At 73.3% G+C, this 22,261-nt stretch carries 18 protein-coding genes; 11 read left to right on the forward strand and 7 right to left on the reverse strand.

Annotation, left to right across the window (positions count from 1 at the left end; all coding sequences use genetic code 11):
- Positions 1 to 9 precede the first annotated feature (9 nt).
- On the reverse strand, positions 10 to 618 hold the full coding sequence (locus tag FBY23_RS08660; protein ID WP_141797783.1) for a TetR/AcrR family transcriptional regulator: 609 nt from the start codon (positions 616 to 618) through the stop codon (positions 10 to 12).
- A 96-nt stretch (positions 619 to 714) separates the two neighbouring features.
- On the opposite strand from FBY23_RS08660, the gene FBY23_RS08665 reads away from it, so the two are divergent.
- From FBY23_RS08665 to FBY23_RS08675, 3 genes are read left to right on the forward strand one after another with little or no spacing between them, the layout of a single operon-like run.
- Positions 715 to 1,473: an SDR family oxidoreductase gene (locus FBY23_RS08665; protein WP_141797784.1), complete on the forward strand. Its 759-nt coding sequence runs from the start codon at positions 715 to 717 to the stop codon at positions 1,471 to 1,473.
- Positions 1,470 to 2,504, forward strand: coding sequence for a phosphotransferase family protein (locus FBY23_RS08670; RefSeq protein WP_141797785.1), 1,035 nt, complete (start codon positions 1,470 to 1,472; stop codon positions 2,502 to 2,504). The genes FBY23_RS08665 and FBY23_RS08670 overlap by 4 nt, the downstream gene beginning before the upstream one ends.
- Positions 2,504 to 3,745, forward strand: a complete 1,242-nt coding sequence (locus FBY23_RS08675) for an acyl-CoA dehydrogenase family protein (RefSeq protein ID WP_141797786.1) — start codon at positions 2,504 to 2,506, stop codon at positions 3,743 to 3,745. The genes FBY23_RS08670 and FBY23_RS08675 overlap by 1 nt, the downstream gene beginning before the upstream one ends.
- On the opposite strand, the gene FBY23_RS08680 is transcribed toward FBY23_RS08675, so the two are convergent.
- Genes FBY23_RS08680 through FBY23_RS08695 form a run of 4 tightly spaced genes read right to left on the reverse strand, consistent with a single transcriptional unit; the run spans position 3,742 to position 12,957 of the window.
- The gene (locus FBY23_RS08680; protein ID WP_141797787.1) at positions 3,742 to 7,026 is read right to left on the reverse strand and encodes a hypothetical protein; all 3,285 of its coding nucleotides are present in this window, start codon (positions 7,024 to 7,026) and stop codon (positions 3,742 to 3,744) included. The two genes, FBY23_RS08675 and FBY23_RS08680, sit on opposite strands and share 4 nt — an antisense overlap.
- Entirely contained in the window at positions 7,023 to 10,265 is a 3,243-nt protein-coding gene (locus FBY23_RS26160; RefSeq protein WP_174245193.1) for a hypothetical protein, read from the reverse strand. The genes FBY23_RS08680 and FBY23_RS26160 overlap by 4 nt, the downstream gene beginning before the upstream one ends.
- 5 nt (positions 10,266 to 10,270) lie before the next feature.
- A complete protein-coding gene (locus FBY23_RS08690) occupies positions 10,271 to 11,548 on the reverse strand; it encodes a hemopexin repeat-containing protein (RefSeq protein ID WP_141797788.1) in 1,278 nt (425 codons plus the stop codon).
- 11 nt (positions 11,549 to 11,559) lie between these two features.
- Positions 11,560 to 12,957, reverse strand: a complete 1,398-nt coding sequence (locus tag FBY23_RS08695) for a hemopexin repeat-containing protein (RefSeq protein ID WP_141797789.1) — start codon at positions 12,955 to 12,957, stop codon at positions 11,560 to 11,562.
- Positions 12,958 to 13,198: 241 nt separating this feature from the next.
- Here FBY23_RS08695 and FBY23_RS08700 point away from each other — a divergent pair, with 241 nt between their 5' ends.
- The 8 genes from FBY23_RS08700 to FBY23_RS08735 all read left to right on the forward strand — a co-directional run bounded on the left by FBY23_RS08700 (position 13,199) and on the right by FBY23_RS08735 (position 20,520).
- On the forward strand, positions 13,199 to 14,479 hold the full coding sequence (locus FBY23_RS08700; protein WP_141797790.1) for a CpaF family protein: 1,281 nt from the start codon (positions 13,199 to 13,201) through the stop codon (positions 14,477 to 14,479).
- Between the two features lie 3 nt (positions 14,480 to 14,482).
- Complete coding sequence (locus FBY23_RS08705) at positions 14,483 to 15,334, forward strand: type II secretion system F family protein (RefSeq protein ID WP_141797791.1); 852 nt, start codon at positions 14,483 to 14,485, stop codon at positions 15,332 to 15,334.
- Entirely contained in the window at positions 15,331 to 16,257 is a 927-nt protein-coding gene (locus FBY23_RS08710) for a type II secretion system F family protein (protein ID WP_141797792.1), read from the forward strand. The genes FBY23_RS08705 and FBY23_RS08710 overlap by 4 nt, the downstream gene beginning before the upstream one ends.
- Positions 16,258 to 16,285: 28 nt before the next feature.
- Positions 16,286 to 16,444: a hypothetical protein gene (locus FBY23_RS08715; protein WP_260805832.1), complete on the forward strand. Its 159-nt coding sequence runs from the start codon at positions 16,286 to 16,288 to the stop codon at positions 16,442 to 16,444.
- A complete protein-coding gene (locus FBY23_RS08720) occupies positions 16,441 to 16,830 on the forward strand; it encodes a TadE family protein (RefSeq protein WP_141797794.1) in 390 nt (129 codons plus the stop codon). The genes FBY23_RS08715 and FBY23_RS08720 overlap by 4 nt, the downstream gene beginning before the upstream one ends.
- Positions 16,827 to 17,270 carry a hypothetical protein gene (locus FBY23_RS08725; protein WP_260805833.1) on the forward strand — a complete coding sequence of 148 codons (444 nt, stop codon included), beginning with the start codon at positions 16,827 to 16,829 and terminating at the stop codon, positions 17,268 to 17,270. Before FBY23_RS08720 ends, FBY23_RS08725 begins: the two co-directional genes overlap by 4 nt.
- Positions 17,267 to 17,713 (forward strand): pilus assembly protein TadG-related protein, encoded by a 447-nt coding sequence (locus FBY23_RS08730; protein ID WP_141797795.1) that lies wholly within the window; start codon positions 17,267 to 17,269, stop codon positions 17,711 to 17,713. Before FBY23_RS08725 ends, FBY23_RS08730 begins: the two co-directional genes overlap by 4 nt.
- A 107-nt stretch (positions 17,714 to 17,820) precedes the next feature.
- The gene (locus tag FBY23_RS08735) at positions 17,821 to 20,520 is read left to right on the forward strand and encodes a hypothetical protein (protein ID WP_141797796.1); all 2,700 of its coding nucleotides are present in this window, start codon (positions 17,821 to 17,823) and stop codon (positions 20,518 to 20,520) included.
- Between the two features lie 72 nt (positions 20,521 to 20,592).
- Here FBY23_RS08735 and FBY23_RS08740 read toward each other — a convergent pair whose 3' ends face one another.
- Together FBY23_RS08740 and FBY23_RS08745 are read right to left on the reverse strand one after the other, a co-directional pair.
- On the reverse strand, positions 20,593 to 21,801 hold the full coding sequence (locus FBY23_RS08740; RefSeq protein ID WP_141797797.1) for a hypothetical protein: 1,209 nt from the start codon (positions 21,799 to 21,801) through the stop codon (positions 20,593 to 20,595).
- Positions 21,801 to 22,244, reverse strand: coding sequence for a hypothetical protein (locus FBY23_RS08745; RefSeq protein ID WP_141797798.1), 444 nt, complete (start codon positions 22,242 to 22,244; stop codon positions 21,801 to 21,803). Before FBY23_RS08745 ends, FBY23_RS08740 begins: the two co-directional genes overlap by 1 nt.
- Positions 22,245 to 22,261: the final 17 nt, after the last annotated feature.

The following is a 22,261-nucleotide window of genomic DNA, read 5'->3' on the forward strand; positions in this document are numbered from 1 at the left end:
TCCGCGGGGTCAGGTGCGACCGGACCCCGGGTCCGCACCGACCAGGCGCAGCGACAGGTCGGAGTAGTAGTCGCCGATCTGGTCGGGCGTCCACTCGCCGTCCTCGCGGTACCAGCGGGCGATGTCGACGCTCAGCGACGCCAGCGCGGTCGCGGCCAGTGCCGGGTCGGGCGTGTCGAACACGCCGGCCCGCACCCCCTCGCGGACCAGGTCGCGCAGCTCGCGGTCGATGCCGGTGCGCAGCTCGTCGATGACCGCTCGGTGCTCGTCGCTGAGTGCGGCGAGCTCGTAGTTGAGGATCCGCGCGACCGTGTGGTGGTGGGCGTGGTAGGTAGCGAAGGCCCGTCCCACCGCGGCCACCTGGGCCACCGGGTCAGGCGAGGAGGCGCGCGCCTCGCGCACGACGTCGAGCGCGTGATGGTGGCCTTCGTGCGAGATGAGGAACAGCAGCTCCTCCTTGGACTTGTGGTGCACGTAGACCGCGGCCGGGCTCATCCCGGCCGCGCCCGCGATGTCGCGGGTGGTCGTGCCGTGGAAGCCCTTCTCGGAGAACGCCGTGACGGCCGCCTCGAGCAGCCGGGCGCGGGTGGCCTCGGCGCGGGAGGGAGTGGTGGTCATCTCATTCCTCAGGGGTTTGACGGAGTTCGGCCTTGCCGTGCACAGTTACGCTACACGCTAAGCAAGCGCTTAGTAACTCAATCGGAGCGAGGCAACGTGAGCACCAGGTTCGAGGGCAAGACCGCGATCGTCACCGGAGCGAGCCGGGGGATCGGCCTCGCGATCGCCGAGCGCCTGGTCGCCGAGGGTGCGCGGGTGGTCATCACCGGGCGCGGCAAGGAGGCCCTCGACGAGGCGGTGGTCGCTCTCGGCGGGCCGGCGGTGGCGCTCGGCGTGGCTGGCAAGGCCGACGACGCGGAGCACCGCGCGGACGTCGTACGCCAGGCGATCGAGACGTTCGGCAGCGCCGACCTGCTCGTCAACAACACCGGCATCAACCCGGTCTACGGGCCGATGATCGAGCTCGACCTCGACGCCGCGCGCAAGATCGTCGAGGTCAACTGCCTGGCCACCCTGGCCTGGACCCAGCAGGTGCACGGGGCCTGGATGAAGGAGCACGGTGGGGCCGTCGTGAACATCTCGTCGGTCTCGGGGGTGAAGCCCGCCCCCGGCATCGGGATGTACGGCGCCAGCAAGGCCATGCTCATCTCGATGACCGAGCTGCTGGCCGTCGAGCTCGGTCCGGACGTCCGGGTCAACGCCGTCGCCCCCGCGGTCGTGAAGACGAAGTTCGCGGGCGCCCTCTACGAGGGTCGCGAGGCCGACGTGGCCGCCCAGTACCCGCTCCAGCGGCTCGGCGAGCCCGACGACATCGGCAGCGTCGTCGCCTTCCTGCTCTCCGACGACGCCGCGTGGCTGACCGGCCAGGCGGTGGTCGTCGACGGCGGCCTCACGCTGACCGGAGGTGTCGAGTGAATCCGCCGGGCCTCGACCTCGACGCCCTCGGCGCCTGGCTGACGACCGCTGTCCCCGGCGCCGGCTCGACCCTCACCGCAGAGCTGATCGCGGGCGGCAAGTCCAACCTGACCTTCGTCGTCTCCGACGGCTCCTCGGAGTGGATCGTGCGGCGCCCGCCGCTCGGCCACGTGCTCGCCACCGCCCACGACATGGGCCGCGAGTACCGCGTCATGTCGGCGCTCCAGGGCACCGCCGTGCCCGTCCCGCGCACCGACGCGTTCTGCTCGGACCCCGCGGTCATCGGGGCGGACTTCTACGTGATGGAGCGGTGCACCGGGACGCCGTACCGCCGGGCCGCGGAGCTCAGCGAGCTCGGTGCCGACCGCACCCGCGCGATCTCCGAGAACCTCGTCGACATCCTCGCCGACCTCCACGCGGTGGCGCCGGAGGAGGTCGGGCTGGCCGACTTCGGCCGTCCCGAGGGCTTCCTCGGCCGCCAGGTCGCGCGCTGGCGCAAGCAGCTCGACGCCTCCCGCACCCGTGACCTGCCCGCCGCCGACGAGCTGCACCGCCGGCTCGCCGCGACCGTCCCCACCGAGTCGGCGACCGGCATCGTCCACGGCGACTTCCGGCTCGACAACGTGCTGGTCGACACCACCGACGGGGCGGACCGGGCGACCGCCGTACTCGACTGGGAGATGGCGACCCTCGGCGACCCGCTCACCGACCTGGCGCTGATGCTCACCTACCACCGGCTCGCCGAGTCGATCGGGGAGGCCGTGGCGGACGCCTCGAGCGCTCCCGGCTTCCTGGCCGAGGACGCGATCGTCGCGCGGTACGCCGCCGCCAGCGACCGCGACCTGTCCGGCTTCGGCTGGTACCTCGGCCTTGCGGCCTTCAAGCTCGCTGCCATCCTCGAAGGCATCCACTACCGCTTCCTCGCCGGCCAGACCGTCGGCGAGGGGTTCGACGACATCGGCGCCGCGATCCACCCCCTGCTCGACGCCGGCCTCACCGCACTGCGCTGTAACTACTTGGAGGAGAACTGATGGACTTCGGATTCGACGCCCGCACCGAGGAGCTGCGGGCCACGATGCTCGCCTTCATGGACGAGGTCGTGTACCCCGCTGAGGCGGTCTTCGAGGAGCAGCTCGCCGAGCTCGACGACCCATGGGCCTGGGACTCCACCCCGATCGTCCGGGAGCTGCGCGCCGAGGCCCGCAAGCGGGGCCTGTGGAACCTCTTCCTCCCCGGCGAGCACGCCGGCGTCGAGGGTGCCGGCCTGAGCAACCTGCAGTACGCCGCGCTCGCCGAGATCTCCGGCCGCAGCGGCCACCTCGCCCCGGCCGCCATGAACTGCGCCGCCCCCGACACCGGGAACATGGAGGTGCTGCACCTGTTCGGCACGGAGGCGCAGAAGAAGGAGTGGCTCGAGCCGCTCCTCAACGCGGAGATCCGTTCGGCGTTCGCGATGACCGAGCCTGACGTCGCGTCCTCCGACGCGACCAACATCGGGCTGTCGATCGTCCGCGACGGCGACGAGTACGTCCTCAACGGCCGCAAGTGGTGGATCACCGGCGCGATGAACCCCAACTGCAAGATCTTCATCGTCATGGGCAAGACCGACCCGACCGCGGACCGGCACCGTCAGCAGTCCATGATCCTGGTCCCGCGCGACACCCCGGGGCTCGAGGTCGTGCGCGGCATGCACGTCATGGGCTACGACGACCACGAGCACGGCGGCCACGCCGAGCTGCGGTTCACCGACGTCCGGGTCCCGGCAAGCAACCTGATCGGTGAGGAGGGCGGCGGGTTCGGCATCGCCCAGGCCCGCCTCGGGCCCGGCCGGATCCACCACTGCATGCGCTCGATCGGCATCGCCGAGCGGGCCATCGAGCTGATGTGCGAGCGCGCGGAGTCGCGGGTGGCGTTCGGCCGCCCGATCGCCGACCAGGGCACGGTCCGCACCTGGATCGCCGAGTCGCGGGTCAAGCTCGAGCAGCTGCGCCTGCTGGTGCTGAAGACCGCGTGGCTGATGGACACCGTCGGCAACAAGGGCGCGCACACCGAGATCCAGGCGATCAAGATCGCCACCCCCGAGACCGTCCAGTGGATCCTCGACAAGGCGATCCAGGTCCACGGCGCCGGCGGCCTCTCGCAGGACTTCCCGCTGGCGAACATGTACGCCGGGATCCGCACCCTGCGCTTCGCCGACGGCCCGGACGAGGTGCACAAGAACGCGCTGGCCAAGGCCGAGCTGCGCCGCCAGGCCGCGCAGCGCGGGGCCTAGGGGACGGGGACGAGCTCGGTGTAGACGACCCGCTCGCCGAGCTCGCCCGAGGCGGCGGTGGCGCCGTCGAGGGTCAACGCCTCCTCGACCTCGCGGACCCGCAGCCGGATCCGGTCGCCGGTCGCCCTGGGCACGGTGATAGGCACGCCGAGCCGTCCGGTGACGACATTGCCGACGGCGGTCCAGGCCACCAGGCCCTCGGGGGCCGCGCCGAGCACGCTGACCTCGGCGTCACCGGCGCCGGCGAGCGTCTCCACGACGACGTCGACGCGGTTGGTGACCGGGCCGGCGGGTCCGAGACCCTCCAGCGTGACGACGAGATCGGCGCCGGTGGTGTCGACGGTGAGGGTGCGGTCCGGCAGCAGCTGGACGAGGTCGGTGCGCACCACCGTCGACACGGCGTGCGCGTCGTCGATGCTGGACGGCTGGAAGCGGGTCAGGGCGAGCCGCACGAAGGGCCGGTAGGACGCCGCGGCGGGACCGGGCAGCGCGACGTCGGCGGCCCAGCGGTCGCCGACGAGCGCGGCATCGACCCCGACCACGCTCACCGGTCCGGCCTCGGGGTGCTGGACCGTGACCGGGGTCCCGGCGAGGTCCGAGGCGGAGAGCACCCGGTCCGCGAGCGGGGGCGTGTCCCAGACCGGGTCGCGGCCGATCTCGCACCGCTCCACCACGACACCGAGCTGCTCACCCTCGCCGGAGAGGAACCAGGGGCGGGCCAGCTCGACCCGCAGCAGGCCACCGCGACGGTGACGTCGCAGCAGGCCGCCCTCGTCCTGGCTCGTGTCGGCGAACGCCGGCACGGTGGCGTGGATGACCGGTGGCGCCGGGCGGGCCGTGTTGGGCACGCTCACCGCGGGCAGCTCCGCGACGGTGACGAACTGCGCGGCGTCCTCGTCGGGGCGGTACAGGTGCCGGAACCTGCTGACGGCGGTCAACGTGTAGGCCACCTGCCGGTGCCGGGTGTCGCCGAGCTCGTGGACGAGGACGGCGCGCAGGGCATCGTCCCCGCGGTCGATCAGGACGTCCTGAACCTTCGCCCCGCTCCGTGGGGTGCGGACGTCATCGTCGACCTCGGTCCAGGCCGCCGTGACCTGCAGCTGGACCGTGCTGTTCGCGTGCACGCCCAGCAGCGGGCTGCTGGGAGCCAGGACCGCGGACGTGCCGTCGGGCCGGCGCTGCGGCTGGAGTGCTCCGGACGGAACCGCCAGCGGACGTCGTACGGCGTGCACCAGGGTCAGCTCGTGCGCCGGGGAGGCCATCGGGTGCCGGCCGTTGAGCACCGGATTGCCGTCGTCGGGTGACCCGCTGCGCCAGTGGTGGACGGCGAGATGGCTGTCGAAGCCGTCCTTGAGGAAGGACGACAGGGCGAGGGTGAGCTGCTCGGCGGGGGCGAGCCGCACCCGTACGACGGCGCCGGTGGGGTCGAGCCGGACCGGCTGGTCCGCCGTCACCTCGACCGCCTCGAGCGTGAGTGTCTTGGGTGCCGCGTCGGGCCACTCGCCGGCCCAACCGGGCTGCTCGGTACGGGCGTCCAGGCTGCCCGGCTCCGGGACCGGGAAGAGGGTGATCCCCTCCGCGGCCGGGTCGGGGAGCCCGGTCTCCAGGGCCCGCAGGACGTGGCCGAACGTCGTGCTGTCCGACCCGTCGAGCATGCCGTGCTGCTCGGCGATGTCCAGCGTGGTGAGGGGCGCGGCGAGCACCCGTGCGTGGTTGGCGGGGTAGTCGGGCGCGTCGGAGCGCACCACCAGGTGGTCGACGGACCCGCCCGGACCCAGGTCGGTCGGGTCGTGACCCTCGGCCAGGGTCACGGTGGGCGGCAGCACCGGCTCGTGCCGGACGTAGGTGACCGCCGGCGTGCCGTGGGTGGAGTCCGGGTCCTCCGGCACGACGCCCGTCCCGGCCAGGTCGGCGACCCGGGCGCGCAGGTGGTAGCTGGTCCCGAACCGGAGGGGCAGCAGGGAGCCGCGGGGGACCTCGAAGGTCCAGTCGAAGTCGAACGGCAGCGACGCGCGCTCGGGAGCCGAGCCGCGGCGGTCCGGCCGGGAGGAGGGCGCGGCGAGGCTCCACCCGGTCCAGCGCGCCACGACCTCGTCGGCGCGCAGCACGTCGTCCTCGTGCCGGACGGCGGCGTTGAACTTGATGTGCCCCTCCTCCTCGGGCGGCCCGGGGAGGTCGCGGCCCCCGACCCGGTAGGTCGCCTCGCGGCGGTTCAGCGAGGTCCAGGTCTCCGCTCCGCGTCGTCGTACGTCGAGCCGCAGCCCCAGCATCAGGTCCTCGGCGTGCAGCGGCTCGGCCTCCTCGAGCGAGGGCGCCTCGTTCACCGCGTTCGCCCGCGTCCTGCGGGTCGCGAGGTCGTCGGCGAGCCCGTTGCGCATCAGGACCACCCCGGCCGAGCGCAGCGCGGGAAGGCTCGCCGGTGGTCCGCCGGCCGGAACCTGCGCGGTCACGGTGCGAGCGGCGTCGCGCAGTCGGCCCACGGCGCCGTCCACGTCGAGCGTGGTGGTGGCGAAGGCAGCCGTGTCGCCCAGGTCCAGGACGCCGGCGCGCACCAGCCGGGTGGACGCCGGGAGCAGCCCGCGGTTCTCGTCCACCTCGTAGGCGGCACGCGGCGAGACGACCTCGGGCAGGCCGGCCGGCGGGTTCGGCCACCGGACGAGCAGCGTGCCGGTCCTGCCGAGCTCCGCGGTCAGCGGCAGGTCGAAGACCAGCCCGAGGTTGCGGAGCACCGCGGGGTGCTCGCGCAGCAGGGACAGGACCTGGTGGAAGTCGGCCGGGCCCCGGCCGCCGCGCGGTGTCGCCGGCGCGGGTGCGGGCTCAGCGGTGTCGCCGGGCTCGGCGACCCAGTTGGCCGCGAGCTCGCCGGCCACGGTGCCCTGGAAGGAGTCGGGCGCGGAGCTACCCGCCGTGAGCGAGGCGTTCGCGGCAGCCGCGTAGGTGGCCTCGACCGCGGCCGCCTGGGCCGTGCTCCGGGTGACGGTCGGCGCGGCGCCGATGACCGGGGTGCCCACCGGCAGGACCGGGAGCGCGGCGAAGAACGCCGTCCAGGCCGCCGGGTCGGCCTCGTGCACCGGCTGCACCGGCTGGGCCGGCTGGGCCGTGGGGGTGCCGGCGTCGACCGTCACCTCGAACGACGCGTCGGCGAGCAGCCCGGGCCAGTCGGCGAGCGGGGTCGCGGCGACCGAGTCGGCGGCGTCGAGCTCGGGAACGACCACGACCCGGACCACGGGGGAGCCGGTGGCGGTGGTCCCGGGGACCGGGACCAGGATCAGGCGGCTCATGCCGCACCGTAGGCGTCGCGGTACCTCTGCCAGTCCGGCAGCGTGGGCGGCGGCACGGAGATGGAGGAGGACGGTGGGATCGCCGCGGCCTCCGCTCCGCCGATGAAGGTGTACTCCCCGCTGTCCAGCTCGATGGAGCCCGACCAGAACGTCACGTCGATCTCGATCACGGCGGTGGCCCTGCCGGTGAGACGCGGTGCGTCGTACGTCAGCTCGACGCGGAGCTCCACGGTGACCGAGACGAGACCGAGGACGTCGACACTCCCGCCGATCCGCAGGAACCCGCTGACCTTGACCTCGTCGCCGACCAGGTTGAACCGGACGCCGCCGAGTGCGTGGACCTCGGCCTTCGCGATCCCGACGTTGATCGCGACGGCGGCACCGAAGTCCAGCGACGCCTCGAGGGTCCGGATGCCGCCGTTGTCGATCTCGAACACGAGGTAGCCGCCGCCGCCGAAGACCGAGACGCCGAGGTGGAACGGCTTGTCCCGGCTGGCGAACGCCAGGGTGGTCACGATCGGCCGGCCGTCGAAAGGTACGTCGACGGCGGCACGGACCGCGATGTTCTGCATCAGGAACATCCCGGCGGTGACCTCGGGGACCGCGAGCGTGTAGTCGACGCTCATCCCGTCGGCCGAGGTGCGCACCCGCGGCGCGACGTCGTCGAGCTGCACCGCGCTCTGCAGGGCCTCGAGCAGCCCCAGGTCGCCACCGATGCGCACCTTGAGCCCCTGGACGTCGAGGTCGGGCGGCCGGCCGGGCTCCTGGGTGAACCGCAGGGAGGCGAAGTCCAGCCGGACCAGCTCGACGGGACCGGGTGGCAGGACCAGCGCGAACTCGTCGAGGTGACAGGTGGTCGTGGTCGCGGCCGGAGAGGTGACGACGCTCAGCTCGAGCTTCGTCCGTCCCGGTGTGACCCGCAGCGGGCCGTGGTCCTCGAGGGTGAGGTCGCTCCACGACATCCGGGCGCCGCCACCCGGCTCCGGGACGATGGTCAGGGGCTTGGGCACCGCCTCGCTGAGCGGCGCGAGCAGTGCGCCGAGCGGCATGCCGAGCAGCGTGGTGGCGCCGAAGACGGTCGACAGGTCGGGCTGCTGCGGCAGCAGGCCGACGAGCGCGCCGGCGGGCACCGGGCCGTGCAGCCGGGACAGTACGTCGGCGGTGAACTCGGGGGCGACCAGGCCGCCGGCGCGGTCCGCTGCTGTCCGGAAGCTCACCTCGACCCGGTCGCGCAGCTCGAGCACGGCGTGCTCGGCCTCGCCGCGGAGCCGGTAGGCCTCGCGGTAGGCGACGTTCACGGCACCGTCGGCCCCCGGGACCAGCTCCTGGACGGCGGCGAGCAGCACCTGTGCCTCCTCGACGACCGCGCGGAAGCCGGAGCCGTCGTGCCCTCCACCGAAGCTGAGCCGCTGGACGGGCAGCACGTCGTTGGGCGCCGGCGTAGCGTCGCGGACCAGGTCGACCGGGATGCCCGGCACCGCCGCGTGCCGGCCCTGCTCCTCGCCCCACCGCAGCGCGATCTCGTCACGGACGTCCTGTTCCGACAGCGGTGCGAACGCGTGCCAGTCGGCACTCTCGCCGAGGTCCTCGTCGTGCAGGAACAGCACCGGCATGGTCAGGTGCAGGCCGTCGCACCGGATCGGCAGCCGAAGCGTCGTACCGTCCTGCCCGAGCGGCCAGACGGCCACCGGATGGACCTGCTGCGCCTCCGCCTCGACCGCCTCGATCTCGCTGACGCGACGCGGTACGTCGACCCGCAGCTGGCGCACCCGCGCCACCGCGTCCCCGAGCGCACCGCCGGCGGCGAGGAACGAGTCCTCGTCCACCAGTGCCTCGATCGCCACCCGGGTGCTCTCGTCGATGGCGGCGATCTGCGCCTCCAGCGGCCCGGCCTGCGCCACCAGGCCGTTGAGGAAGTCCTGGTCCCGTTGCCCCCACGGATCGGGGTTCGCATCGCCGGGAACCTCCACCTGCTGGGTCGTCGTCGAGGGCTCGCCGTCGGGGCCGATGAAGGTCACCTCCTCGATCTCGAAGTGCGGCGGATGAGCCGCGTCCCACGCGGCGGAGTCGGCCTGGCGCTGCTGCTGGCGCCCGATCTCGTCGAGGATCGGGGCGAGCTGCGAGGCCGGCCCCGCCTTCTCCGCCTCGCCGCCCGCGGCGATGGCCTGCCTCGTCTCCTCGACCAGGGGCGCGATCGCGGCCTCGGCCTCCTGCAGCTGCTGCTGGAGCCCGACCTTCTCCTCGTGCAGGGCGTCCAGGCTCTGGGGCAGTCGCTGCCGGGAGACGACGGTGCGCTCGCCCGGGACGCCGAGCGGCACCACCCGTTCGAGGACCTCCACCTCGTCGAAGGGCAGCTGCCGGGCCAGCACCGCGTCGGTGGACCTGCCCCGGACCGGGTCCGCCACGATCAGCCAGCTCTCCTCCTGCAGGCCGGCATCGGCGGGTCCACCGCCCGCGGGCAGCAGCTGGCGCTGCGACGTCTTGACCAGCACCGCCCGGTGCCCGAAGGGATACAGCAGCCCGCGGCTCTCGGTGCGCACCGCCATGTCGCGGCCGAGCACCACCTGGTGGTCCCACGAGAACGCCGGCCAGTCACCGCTCGCCGACATCGTGCCGCCCAGCGGGCTCAGGTCGAGGTAGGGAGCCGTCGGTGGCGCGGCGGGCGCGGACGCTTGGGCGAACAGGATGTCGCGGTGTCCCTGGTCCAGCGGGGGGAGGAGGCCCTCGACGTCCGGGTCGGTGCCGATCGGCACCAGGGCGAGCCCTCCGGCGGCCTCGAGGCGGAGGTGCCACAGGCCGCTCACCCCGTTCGGGGCGAGGGGCGAGGTGGCCGAGAGGTCACACCGGAGGACGTCGCCGGCCACCGCGGGTCGCGGGGCGAACCTGATGTGCCACGGCAGCTCCACCGACAGCGGCTCCGCACCGCTCGGCGCGTCGTCGTGCACGACGGGTGCCGTCGCCAGGGCCGAGAGCACGCCGTCGGCCGTCAGCGGTACGACGGTGCCCGCCGCGACCGCGAACGTGAGCCGGCTGGGCCCGCCGACCCTCGCGACCGACAGGACACCGGCGGCCCACGGGGCCTCGGCCGTGGCCTGGGGAGGCAGCGTCACCTCGATCCGCGCCGTCGCCGAGGTGGCGGTGACACCCGCCGGCCCGGCCTCGAAGCCCAGGAACCGCAGGGCGGCGACCGCCAGGTCCGCGGGGCGGACGAGCAGCAGGCGCACGTCGTCGATGGTCATGGCGTTCACCCGATCAGGGCGCGGAGGTCGTCGGGCAGGCCCGGCCCGCCCTCCGGTCCGGCGAGCAAGGTGCCGTCGGGTGCGTAGGTCCAGCCGACGAGGGTGCCCTCGACCTGCTCGATCTTCCGCTGCGCCAGGAGCAGCTGGGCGTCGTCGAGCGCGGAGATCGTGGTCGCCGGCGAGACACGGGCCGCGGCGGCCACGTCGGCGGCGTACTGTTCCGGCTTGTTTCCGTCCTTGGCCGGTGCGTACTTCTCGAACGCCGCGAGCAGGGTGAGGTCGCGGTAGAGGGGGCTGCGCAGCAGCGTCCCGATCGCGGCGAAGCCGGTGTCGCGGCTGGGGAAGACGAGGAAGCCGTGCCAGTTGAACTTCCCGGGGTACTGGCCGTAGTCGGTCCCTCCCGCCGCGCCGGTGATGTTGCCCGGGTTCCGGTTGAGCCAGGCCTGGCTGCCGGGGAATCCCCTCATCTGCGGCTGCCCGGCGAGGATCGTGCCGTCGGCGTGGACGACGTACTGGAAGATCTCCTTGCCGTGGTCCTCGAAGTCGGTGTCGCTCGTGGAGCCGGGGAACCACAGCCAGCGTGGGATCTCCCGGGCGGCCGACATCCGGCCGTCCCACCACCAGACGTGGTCGCCGGGCTCCAACGGCGCGGTCGGGGCGGTGTCCTGCTTGACCCATGCGGCGTCGACGACCGAGCCGAAGGCCTCGAGGCCGTGCCAGATGCCGGCGACCGGTGTCGGCTCGCCGTCGCGCTGGTCGGTCGCGAGGTCGTAGCGGACGTAGCTGTCGCCCTTGAAGAGGTAGACCTTGCCGTTGCCCCAGTTGACCGCGGCGTCGATGGCGTCGGCGAAGCCGACCTCGGCCAGCCCGTGGAAGGAGTCGGCGATCAGCCCGGAGTCGACGGCGGTGTCGTTGGCGATGTCGTACTCCAGGTACTGATCGCCCTTGAGGAAGAAGGCCTGGACGTCGTTCCAGCAGAAGGCCGCGTCGAGACGGTCGCCGAACCCGCGCTCCGCCATGCCCGGCCAGGCGCCGGCGATCGTCGCGCGGGCCTCGACGGTGTTGGTCTCGTTGTCGATGCGCAGGTAGGAGTCGCCACGGAACAGGTAGAGCTTGCCGTGGCCCAGGTCGATCGCGGTGTCGATGCCGTTCTCGAACCCGGTGCCGCCGATGTGGGTGTAGCCGGCCGACAGCCGGCGCGGGTAGCCCGGGTCGACCGCGTCGAGCCCGACGTCGTACCGGGCATAGCTGCCGGCGTGGGTGAAGTAGGCCTTGGCGCTCATGGTTCCCCCGATCAGGCGGTGCCGGTGACACCGATCTGCATGTGCAGGTGGTTGGCATGGGCTTCGCGGCCGTTCTTCGCTCCCGGCGCGGGGTTCGACGTCGGGTGGTCGGGGTTCATGATGAACGTGCCGGAGCCGATGGTGCTCGGCTCGGCCGGGCCGTCGGGGTTGGGGGAGTGGTCCTGCCACTGGCCCGCGATGAACTCGTAGGCCGAGCGGAAGAAGTCGCGGGCGAGCTCCGATCCGGGCGCCTCGTCGAGCCGGAAGTGCACCTGGTTGGTGCCGGTCGGCTGCCAGATGCCTCCGGGAGTCGAGAGCGTCGACACCATTCCCCAGTCCCGCAGGACGCTGAGGGCGTAGGCCGTCCCGTCCTTGGTGCCGACGACCCCGGAGAAGTCGACGGCACGTCCCTGGCCGTGGCAGTCGTCGCGCTGGCCCGGCGCGCTGCCGTCGATCCCGAGGTGGTGCAGCTCGGTGACGCCCCAGGCCTGGCTCAGCCAGCGACAGAAGCGGACGAGCGCGAGCGCGTTGCGCGGGTCGAGGCGGTCCGGCGCGTTGGGGCCCTGCGGCGTCCCGGGGTTGTAGCGGATCACCACGCCGGCCACGTTCCCGTCCTGCTTCTCGCCGCTGAACGGGACCAGCCCGTCGAGGTCCACGCGGCCCGGGATCGCGGAGGGCGCCCAGAGGATCTCCCCGGCGTCCATCGCCGCCTGCAGCTCGGCGCGGGCCTCGTCGACCGACATCGCCCGGGCCGGGGTGCCGTCGACGGGGACCGGTGCCGGGCCGTCGTCCGGAGCGGCGGGGCTGTCCGCGAAGGGCAGCCCGGTCCAGTTCCCGGCGATCTCGGCCGGGTACTCCGGGTAGGGCGCGGCGCTGGCGAAGTCGTAGGACCAGTACTGGGTGTCGGAGAAGAAGTAGACGTCCTCGCTCGCCCACCACCGCACGACATTGGTCACCGGCTCGGGCAGCCCGTTCCACACCGAGGAGATGGGCTGCGGACCGTCGATCACGCCACTGCCGTCGGCCGCGTTCCAGACGACGACCTCGCTGCCGCGGAAGAAGTGCACCATGGCGTCGGAGAGCAGCACCGCGGCGTCGACTCCGTCGGCGAACACGCCCGGCCACATCTCGGCGATCGCGGTCGGGCCCTGGAGGACCGCGTCGTTGGCGACGTCGTACTGGACGCACTGGTCGCCGCGGAAGAAGTACACCGACCCGTCGCTCCACGACAGGCAGGCGTCGATGTCGGAGCCGAACGGCAGGGCCGGCCACTGCTCGGCGATCGGCAGCGGGTAGCCGCTCTCGACACCCTCCGGCAGGTCACCGCCGACGTTGTAGCGGACGTAGTGGCTGCCGAGGAAGAAGTACGCCTTGTCCCCGGCCGGCTTGGCGAATCCCGTCATCTTCATGGTCGTCTGCTCTCCTTCACGGACATCCGAGTCCGACCGTCGTTCGAGTGCTCGCCTCGAACTATTCGCAGTGCGCGAAGGGCCAGCAATGGTCCGAAGTGACGATGTGCGGGCAGGTTCCTCCGCGCATACTCGCGAGGTCTGCGGTTCTCCACAGCCGACGTCCGGGCCCCTACCCAACGGCGGGATCGTGGCCTACGGTGCTGCCAGCCAGTAGCAGTCCTATCTCGGGGGAGTCGCCATGGCCCTGCTCCAGCCACCCGTCGTGGTCGCGCCGGCGTCGGACGACGTGGTGGCGCGCCTCGACGAGGACCTGCGCGCCGCCGTACGCCGTGACGGGATCGACCCGCAGCGCGAGGTGGCCGCCGTACGACGCCTCGCGACCGGACTGGTCCGCGAGCACGACGAGCGCAGCCTGACCGGTGTGGTCGCCCCGGTCGCGGACCCGGACGCGCTGGTGGCCGAGCTGGTCGCCCGGGTCGCGGGCTTCGGGCCGCTGCAGCCGTTCCTCGAGGACCCCACGGTGGAGGAGGTCTGGATCAACAGTCCGGACCGGGTCTTCGTCGCCCGTCAGGGCCGGCACGAGCTGACCAACCTGGTGCTGACCGAGGCGCAGGTCGCCGAGCTGGTGGAGCGGATGCTGAAGTCCACCGGCCGCCGGATCGACCTCAGCCGGCCGTTCGTCGACGCGATGCTCCCGGCCGGGCACCGCCTCCACGTCGTACTGCAGGGCATCTCGCGGGGCTTCTCGGCGGTCAACATCCGCAAGTTCGTGGTCCGGGCGACCCGGCTCGACGAGCTGGTCGCGCTCGGCACCCTGACGCCCCACGCCGCACGCTTCCTCGAGGCCTCGGTCCGCGCCGGTCTCAACATCCTCGTCACCGGCGGCACCCAAGCCGGCAAGACCACCATGCTCAACTGCCTCGCGGCGGCGATCCCCGGTGGGGAGCGGGTGATCTCGGCCGAGGAGGTCTTCGAGATCCGTTTCCCGCATCCCGACTGGGTCGCCCTGCAGACCCGGCAGGAGGGCCTCGAGGGCACCGGTGAGGTCCGGCTCCGCGACCTCGTCAAGGAGTCGCTCCGGATGCGACCCAGTCGCCTCATCGTGGGCGAGGTGCGGGCCGAGGAGTGCCTCGACCTGCTGCTCGCCCTCAACGCCGGCCTGCCCGGGATGTGCACCCTGCACGCCAACAGCGCCCGCGAGGCACTGACCAAGGCGTGCACGCTGCCGCTGCTGGCCGGGGAGAACATCTCCGCGCGCTTCGTCGTGCCCACCGTGGCCGCGTCCGTCGACCTCGTCGTCCACATCGCCCTGGACCCGTACGGCGCCCGCCGGGTCACCGAGATCGTCGCCGTCCCGGGCCGGATGGAGGGCGACGTGATCGAGACCGAGCCGGTGTTCGACTGGCGCGACGGGGCGTTGCGGCGGGGGATCGGGCTGCCGCCCAGGCTCGAGCACTTCGAGCGGCTCGGCATCGACGTCGTGGGCCTGCTCCACGAGGCGGACCGAGAGGCGGGCTGAGACGTGGGTGCGCTGGTCGGGCTGGGGTTCGGGCTCGGCTGCCTGCTGCTGTGGGCCGCGTTCCGCTGGCCGCAGGCCGAGCGCGCGCCCCGTTCCGAAGGCCGGGCCGAGCGGCTGCTCGCCGAGGCCGGGCTGCGCGAGGTCGCGCCCCGCTCGTTGGCCCTGCTGTCGGTCGGCGCAGGCGTCGCGGGCTTCGTCCTCGTCCTCGGCCTCACCCGAACCGTGCCGATCGCCGTGGTCCTGGCCGCGGCGGCGGCGTACCTGCCGTGGGCCGCCGTCGCCGGTCGCGTACGACGCCGCCGGCGCGAGTTCGCGCAGGTCTGGCCGGAGGCGGTCGACGACCTCGCCTCCGCCGTACGTGCGGGGATGTCGCTGCCCGACGCGGTCGCCGCGCTGGCCGTCCGCGGCCCCGACGCGCTGCGACCGGCCTTCGACGCGTTCGCCCTCGACTACCAGGTCTCGGGCCGGTTCGGAGACTGCCTCGACCGGCTCAGGGACCGGTTGGCCGACCCGGTCGGCGACCGCGTCGTCGAGGGCCTGCGGATCGCCCGCGAGGTCGGCGGCGGCGAGCTCGGCCGGCTGCTGCGCAACCTGTCGGGCTACCTGCGTGACGACCTGCGCACCCGCGCCGAGCTCGAGGCCCGCCAGTCCTGGGCGGTCAACGGCGCCCGGGTCGCGGTCGCGGCGCCGTGGGTCGTGCTGCTGGTGATGTCGACCCAGCCGACGGTCATCGAGCGCTACCAGTCCGCGGCCGGCGCGGTCGTCCTCGCCGTGGGCGCGGCGACGTGCGTGGTCGCCTACCGGCTGATGATGCGGCTCGGCCGTCTCCCCGCCGAGCGACGGATCCTCCGTTGAACCCCGCGGTCACCGGCGCACTGCTCGGCCTCGTCGCCGGTCTCGGCCTCGCCCTCGTCGCCACCCGCGCGGTGGCGATCCGCCGCCCGCGGCTCGAGGACCGGGTGCTGCCCTACGTCCGCGACCTCACCCCCGCCCGCCGTACGACGACCCCGGCCGGCGCCCGTTCGACGGCCACCCTCCTGCTCGGCCCCCTGCTGCGCCGCGCCGCCGACGGGGTCGAGCGCGTGGTCGGGGGCGCCCCCTCGGTCCGGCGCCGGCTGGCCCGGTCCGCCTCGTCGCTGAGCCTCCACGAGTTCCGCGTGCAGCAGGTGCAGTGGGGCCTGGTCGGGTTCGCGATCGCCGCGGCGTACGGCGTGCTCCGCACCTGGACCCGTCCCAGCTCACCGCTGCCCCTCCTGCTGGCCTGCGTGGGCGCCTTCGCCTGCGGCGTGCTGCTGCGCGACAACCGGCTGAGTGCGCAGGTGCGCCGGCGGGAGGCCGCGATGCTCGCCGAGTTCCCGACGGTCGCCGAGCTGTTGGCCCTCAGCGTCGCGGCGGGCGAGGGCCCGGTCGGTGCGCTCGACCGGGTGGTTCGGCGCAGCGGGGGCGAGCTGTCCCGCGAGCTCGGCGACGTGCTCGCCCGGGTCCGCACCGGCGAGCCGGTCGCCGACGCCTTCGACCGCCTCGCCGCGACCACGGGACTGTCCGTCGTCGCCCGCTTCGCCCACGGCATCGCCGTCGCAATCGAGCGCGGCACCCCGCTGGCCGACGTCCTCCACGCGCAGGCGGCCGACGTCCGCGAGGCCGGACGTCGCGAGCTGATCGAGCAGGCGTCCCGCAAGGAGATCGCGATGATGGTGCCCGTCGTGTTCCTGGTGATGCCCACGACCGTGCTCTTCGCCTTCTGGCCCGGCCTGATCGGGCTGTCCCTCAGCTACTGAATCCATGCCATCTCGGGAAGGAACCACCGTGCATCGACGACGCAAGCGACTCCACGACCAGCGAGGCGACGTGCCCGGCTGGGTGCTGATCACGATCATGACGATCTCGATCGGCGTGGCCCTGTGGGGCATCGCCCAGCCGCAGCTGGTCGGGATCCTGCAGTCCGCACTCGACTCCGTGCGGTGACCCGCCACGCGAGGACGGATCGAGGCTCGGCGCTGGTCGACTTCACCCTGGTCTCGCTGATCCTCGTGCCGCTCGTGCTCGGCCTGATCCAGGTGGCGCTCGTGCTCCACGTGCGCGCCACGCTCGCCGCCGCCGCGTCCGAGGGCGCGCGGCTGGCGGCGACCGCGGACCGCGAGCCCGGCGACGGGGTGGCGCGGACCCGGGCCCAGATCGCCGATGCCCTGGCGGGGCGCTACGCCGAGGATGTCGAGGTGCACCGGGTCCTGGTCGACGGCGCCCCCGGCATCGAGATCGTGGTGCGCGCCGAGGTGCCCGCGCTCGGCATCGGCGGGCCGGCGGTCGCGATGACCGTGACCGGCCGGGCGATCGAGGAGGATCCGCGGTGAGCACCGGGAGCGAGCGGGGGAGCGGCCTGGTGGAGATGGTGTGGCTCGGCCTGCTGCTCCTGCTGCCGCTGCTGTGGGTGGTGCTGTCGGTGTTCGAGGTGCAGCGCGGCTCCTTCGGGGTCAGCGGCGCGGCCCGGGCGGCGGCCCGCGCCTACGCGCTCGCCCCCGACGACGCGGCCGGTGAGCGGCGGGCCCGTGCCGTCGCGCGGCAGGCGCTCGCCGACCAGGGGCTGCGCGACGTGCCGCTCGAGGTCACGATCACCTGCTCGCCGTACCCCCGCGCCTGTCACACCGGCACCTCCGTCATCACCGTGCGCATCGCGTCGGCCGTCGACCTGCCGCTGCTGCCCGACCTGTTCGGCCTCGGTCGACCGCGGTTCGCCCTCGACGCGGAGGAGACCGTCCCGATCGGTCGCTACCAGGAGGTCACCCGACCATGACCCGGCCTCAGCGCGGCAGCTCGATCCCGCTCGTCCTCGCCTTCGCCGCGATCGTGCTGCTGCTCGTGGCGGTCGTGGTGGACGCGAGTGCGGCCTACCTCGCCCGTCAGCGCCTCGACGCGCTCGCCGACGGCGCCGCGCTGCAGGGCGCCGACCTCGGGGCCCAGGGCTCCGACGCGTACGGCGGCGGGCTGGCCACCGGCGACCTAGCGATCTCGCGTGCCGAGGCGGAGACGGCGGTCCGGTCCTACCTGCGCGACAGCGGTGCCGCGGCCGACCACCCGGGGTTGCGCGCGACGGTCCGTGTCGACGGCGACCGGCTGGTCGTCGAGCTGGTCGCCCCGGTCGACCTGCCGCTCCACCTCCCGGGCGCCCCCACGGACCCGACGGTCCGCGCGGTCGGCTCCGCCGTGGTCGATCCCGAGGCCGACCGAGCCGAGTGACCTCCGCACACCGGTTTCGTTGAACCGCCACCAGAGCGCGGGATCAGTCGGTACTCTGCGCGAATCCTGTGCCCTCGGGCACGAAACGACTTATGGGGAGTCGATTGATGCGTCCGCATTTCCTGGGGGCGGCGCGCAGCCGTCCGGCTGTGCCGGTGTTCCGGCGGTTGCTGTCGATGCTGCTGGCCGCGGCCGTGGCCCTGCTGGGCCTGGTGGCCGTGTCCGCGGCCACCTCGCCGGCCGCGCACGCGGTCGACCCGACGCCGGTGAAGAACGGCGTCCCGCCGGTGATCTTCGATGATCCGGCGGTGCCCGACGACGGCCCGACCGTGGGCCGGCCCGCGTTCGCGCACCCCGGGTTCTGGACCCCGAGCGACGCCACGGTGACGCTGACCTGGTACCGCGAGGGCTCGACCGACCCGCTCGGGACCGGGTCTGTGCTCATGGTCCCGTTCGAGGCACTCGGCGAGAAGCTGCGGGTCTCGGCGACCGCCACCGCGCCAGGCCGTACGCCGACCACCGTGGTCTCGAAGCCGAGCGCACCGGTCCTCGCCGGGACGCCGATCGCCTACGCGAAGCCCGCGATCTTCGGTACGCCGGAGGTCGGCAGCACGCTGGCCGCCTGGGAGGGCTCCTGGTCCGAGACTCCCGACACCTACGCCTACCGCTGGTTCGAGGCCGGCACCGCCGCGCCGATCGGCACGGCCAAGGACCTCGTCGTCCCCGCCTCGGCCGCCGGCAAGGCGATCACCGTCGAGGTGACCGTCTCGAAGGCCGAGTGGAACGACGGGGCCGCGACGTCCGACCCGGTCACCGTGGCCGCCCCGGGCGAGGCACCGCTCACCAATGTCGCGAAGCCGGCGATCAGCGAGCACCCCGCGGTGGGCGCGCTCGCCCTGGCCCACCCGGGTGTGTGGAGCTCGGAGCCCGACTCGATCACCGCGGAGTGGTTCCGCTCCGGGTCGTCCACGCCGTTCCACACCGGCTCCGACCTCGCCGTCCCGGTCCCGCCCGAGGCGCTCGGCGAGACCCTGACGGTGAAGGTCACCGCCCACAAGGCCGGGCGTGATGACGCCACCGCGACCTCTGCCAGCTCCGACGTCGTCGTCAAGGGCACGCTGCACAACGTCGAGGAGCCCGCGATCTTCGGCTCGCCCGTCGTGGGTGGCACCGTCGAGGCGTGGCCCGGCTCCTGGTTCCCGGCGCCCGCCACCACCAGCTATCGCTGGATCGTCGACGGCGCCTCCGTCGGCACGGGCAAGACGCTCGTCGTCCCGGCAGCCGCCGCCGGCAAGGAGTTGACCGTCGAGGTCACCACCACCAAGACGGCGTACGACGACGCGGTCGTCTCCTCCGAGCCGGTGTCGGTCACCGCGCCCGCGAACCCGGTCAAGAACCTCACCGCGCCGTCGATCGAGGGCACCCTCCAGGTCGGCGCGACCGTCACCGTGAACACCGGCACCTGGGATCCGGGCGACGTCACGAAGACGGTCGAGTGGTACCGCTCCGGCTCCGAGACCCCCATTCCCAACGGGACCGGGACCAGCCTGGAGATCCCGGCGGATGCCGAGGGCGAGATGCTGTCGGTCGTCGTCAAGGGCAGCAAGCCGGGGCTCACCGACGCCTACGCGTACTCGGCTCCGCGCGGCCCGGTCCTCGCGGCCGGCGGGACGCAGGTGGTCGAGAACCTCGTCGCGCCGGCGATCACCCCGGACCCCGAGGTCGGCCAGGTGGTCGGCGCCCATCCGGGCGTGTGGAGTGCGCAGCCGGACAGCGTCACGCTGCAGTGGTTCGTCGCCGGGGCGTCGCAGCCGTTCCACACCGGCACGGAGCTGTTCGTCCTCGTCCCGCCGGCGGCCGCCGGGAAGACGCTCACGGTCAGGGCTGTCGCGGCCAAGGACGGCTACACGTCGGGCGAGGCGACCTCCGACCCCAGCGACGTCGTCGCCGAGGGCACCCTGCACGCCGTGTCCGCGCCCGCGGTCTACGGCAAGGCGATCCCGGGCGCGACGGTCGTCGCCTGGGAAGGTGTCTGGCCCGCCGGTCCCGACGACTTCGACTACCGCTGGCTCGTCGAGGGCAGTGCTACCCCCGTCGGCACGGCCAAGGAGCTGGTGGTCCCGGCCGGTACCGCCGGCAAGAAGCTCAGTGTCGAGGTGACCGCGAAGAAGGCGGGCTACACCGACGCTGTCGCCCACTCCGCGGACGTGACGATCGAGACGCCCGGGACGACCGCGGTCCAGAACGTCCGGGCGCCGGAGATCCTGCTCGCCCCCGGGTCGGGCCTGCCGAAGGTCGGCGACCTCATCGGGGCCAGCGTCGGCGCCTGGAACCCGTGGCCCGCCGACGCGTCCGGATACGACGTCGAGTGGTACCGCTCCGGGTCGGCCCAGCCGATCGGGACCGGCGTCTTCCTCGTCGTCCCCTCCTCCGCGGCCGGCCAGCAGCTGACGGTCAAGGTGACCGCGAAGCGGGCGGGCTACCTCGACGGCTCGGCGTTCTCGGCCCCGGTCCTCGTCCTCTCGGCGGCGCAGAGCCCGGGCTGCGGGACGGCCAGCACCGCCCTCGCGGCCGCCACGGTCGCTCAGGCCGACGCGACCGCCGCCCTGGTCCAGGCCAAGGCCAAGGTCACCAAGCTGAAGGCCAAGAAGAAGGCGGCGAAGAAGCTGGGCAAGAAGGCGAAGGTCGCCAAGCTCAAGGCCAAGCTCGCGAAGGCACGGTCGGCGGTGGCCGCGGCCCAGCTCGGTCTCGCCAAGGCCGACGCCGATCTCGCCTCGGCCAAGGCGAAGCACGCGTCGAGCTGCTGAGCGAGGTGTGACGACGAACGACGCCCCGGCCGATGCGGCCGGGGCGTCGTTCGTGTGCTGGGCTGGTGCGGGTCAGTCGAGGACGCCGGGCGTGGCGCCCTCGTCGTCGATCCACTCCTCGCCGTCGTCGAACAGGTCGCGGTCCTGACCGTCCTGCTGGTCGCCACGACGCCGGCCGCGGCCACCGGCCGCGCCCGCCGCACCGGTGCCACGACCACCGGCGCCGCCGCGTCCGCCACGGCCCGTGCCGCCACCGCGGCCCGTGCCGCGCCCGACCGGGCTGCCCGGCGTACCGGCGCCGGCACGACCCAGCGAGCCGGGCGCACCCGCGCGGCTGCTGGAGCCGATCGCGCCGACGCTGCTGCCGCTCAGCCCACGACCGCCGACCAGGCTGCGCAGGCCGCGGGCCAGGCCGGGAGCGCCGAAGACGCCGGCCGCCCCGGCGCCGAGGACCGCAGGTCCGACGCCGCCACCGCCGCCACCCTCCGGCGCGTGCGGCAGGGTCGGGGTGAAGGTGTCGATCGGGGGCGCCGCGGGCGTGTAGCCGGGCTGACCGGGCACGTGGCCGCCCGGGTAGCCGGGGTAGTCCGGATAGTCCGGGTAGTCCGGGTCGCGGGGATCCTTCGGGATGTGCGTGCCGTCGTCGTCCGGGTCGTCGGTGCCGATCCAGGTGCCGACCGGCGTCGAGCGCGGCGGCAGCTGGTAGCGCGGACCACCGGGGCCGGGGTCGCCGCCGCCGTTGTCCTCCGGGACCTTGGGCTGGCCCTCGATCTTCTGCAGCGCGGTGACGGTGGTGGCGTACTCCTTGAGCAGGGTCTCGACCTTCACCCGAGCCTGGCTGTCGGCGGTGTCGACCGCGCCGGTCTGCTTGTCGTACTCCAGCTTCTTGGCCGTCCAGTCGTTCATCTCCTGCGTGGTGGCGTCCTTGCCGGGGGCCGGGCCGGGGTCGGTCGCGGTGACCTTGGGCGCGCCGTCCGCGGCTTCCTCGACGGCGACCATCGCCGGGTAGGCGCCGCCGAGAGCGGTGGCGACGCCCGAGATCTGGACCTGCCGCTGGCCGACCCGCTTGGCTGCCTCCTCGAACGCGATCCTCGCCTTCTCGAGGATCGCCTCGCCGCCGATCTTCTTGTTGGGCATGGCCTTGGCGGCGTCGTCGAGCGCGTCGTGGATCAGGACCAGCGAGTCCGAGGTTGCCAACCAGGAGGACTGGGCGTCGAAGATGTCGTCGCTGTACATGCCATACCGGCGGCGCTTGAGGTCGTTGAGATGCTGCTCGCCCATCAGTAGTTCACCCCGTCGTCGTCGTTGTCGGTGTTCACGCCGAGGTCGAGACCCTGGGTGCGGGCCAGGGCCTTCTGGAGGTCGGTCTCGGCCTGCTCGTCGGTCTCGCCGATCACGGCCTGCGCCGCGAGGATCGCGTCCTGGAAGGCGCCGAGGTCGGCGCGCATCTCGACGAGCGAGTCGACGATGACGCCGTGGGCGCGCTTGTGCTCGGTCGCGAGGACGTACGACTCGTGGCCCTGCCCGTAGGACCCGGCCGGCACGGCACCCTTGTCGGGGAAGTCGAGGTTCTGCAGCGCCGTGATCTGCTCGGTGAGGATCTTGTGGACCGCCGCGACCTCGGTCTGGAGGACGAACAGCACCGCGCTCTCGACGCCGGCGAGGATGGGCGCGGTGAAGATGGGCGCGAAGATCGGAGTTGAAGCAGGTGCGTCGGGAAGCATGGGCATTGTCCTTCGTG

Source organism: Nocardioides sp. SLBN-35 (assembly GCF_006715725.1).
Lineage (GTDB): Bacteria > Actinomycetota > Actinomycetes > Propionibacteriales > Nocardioidaceae > Nocardioides.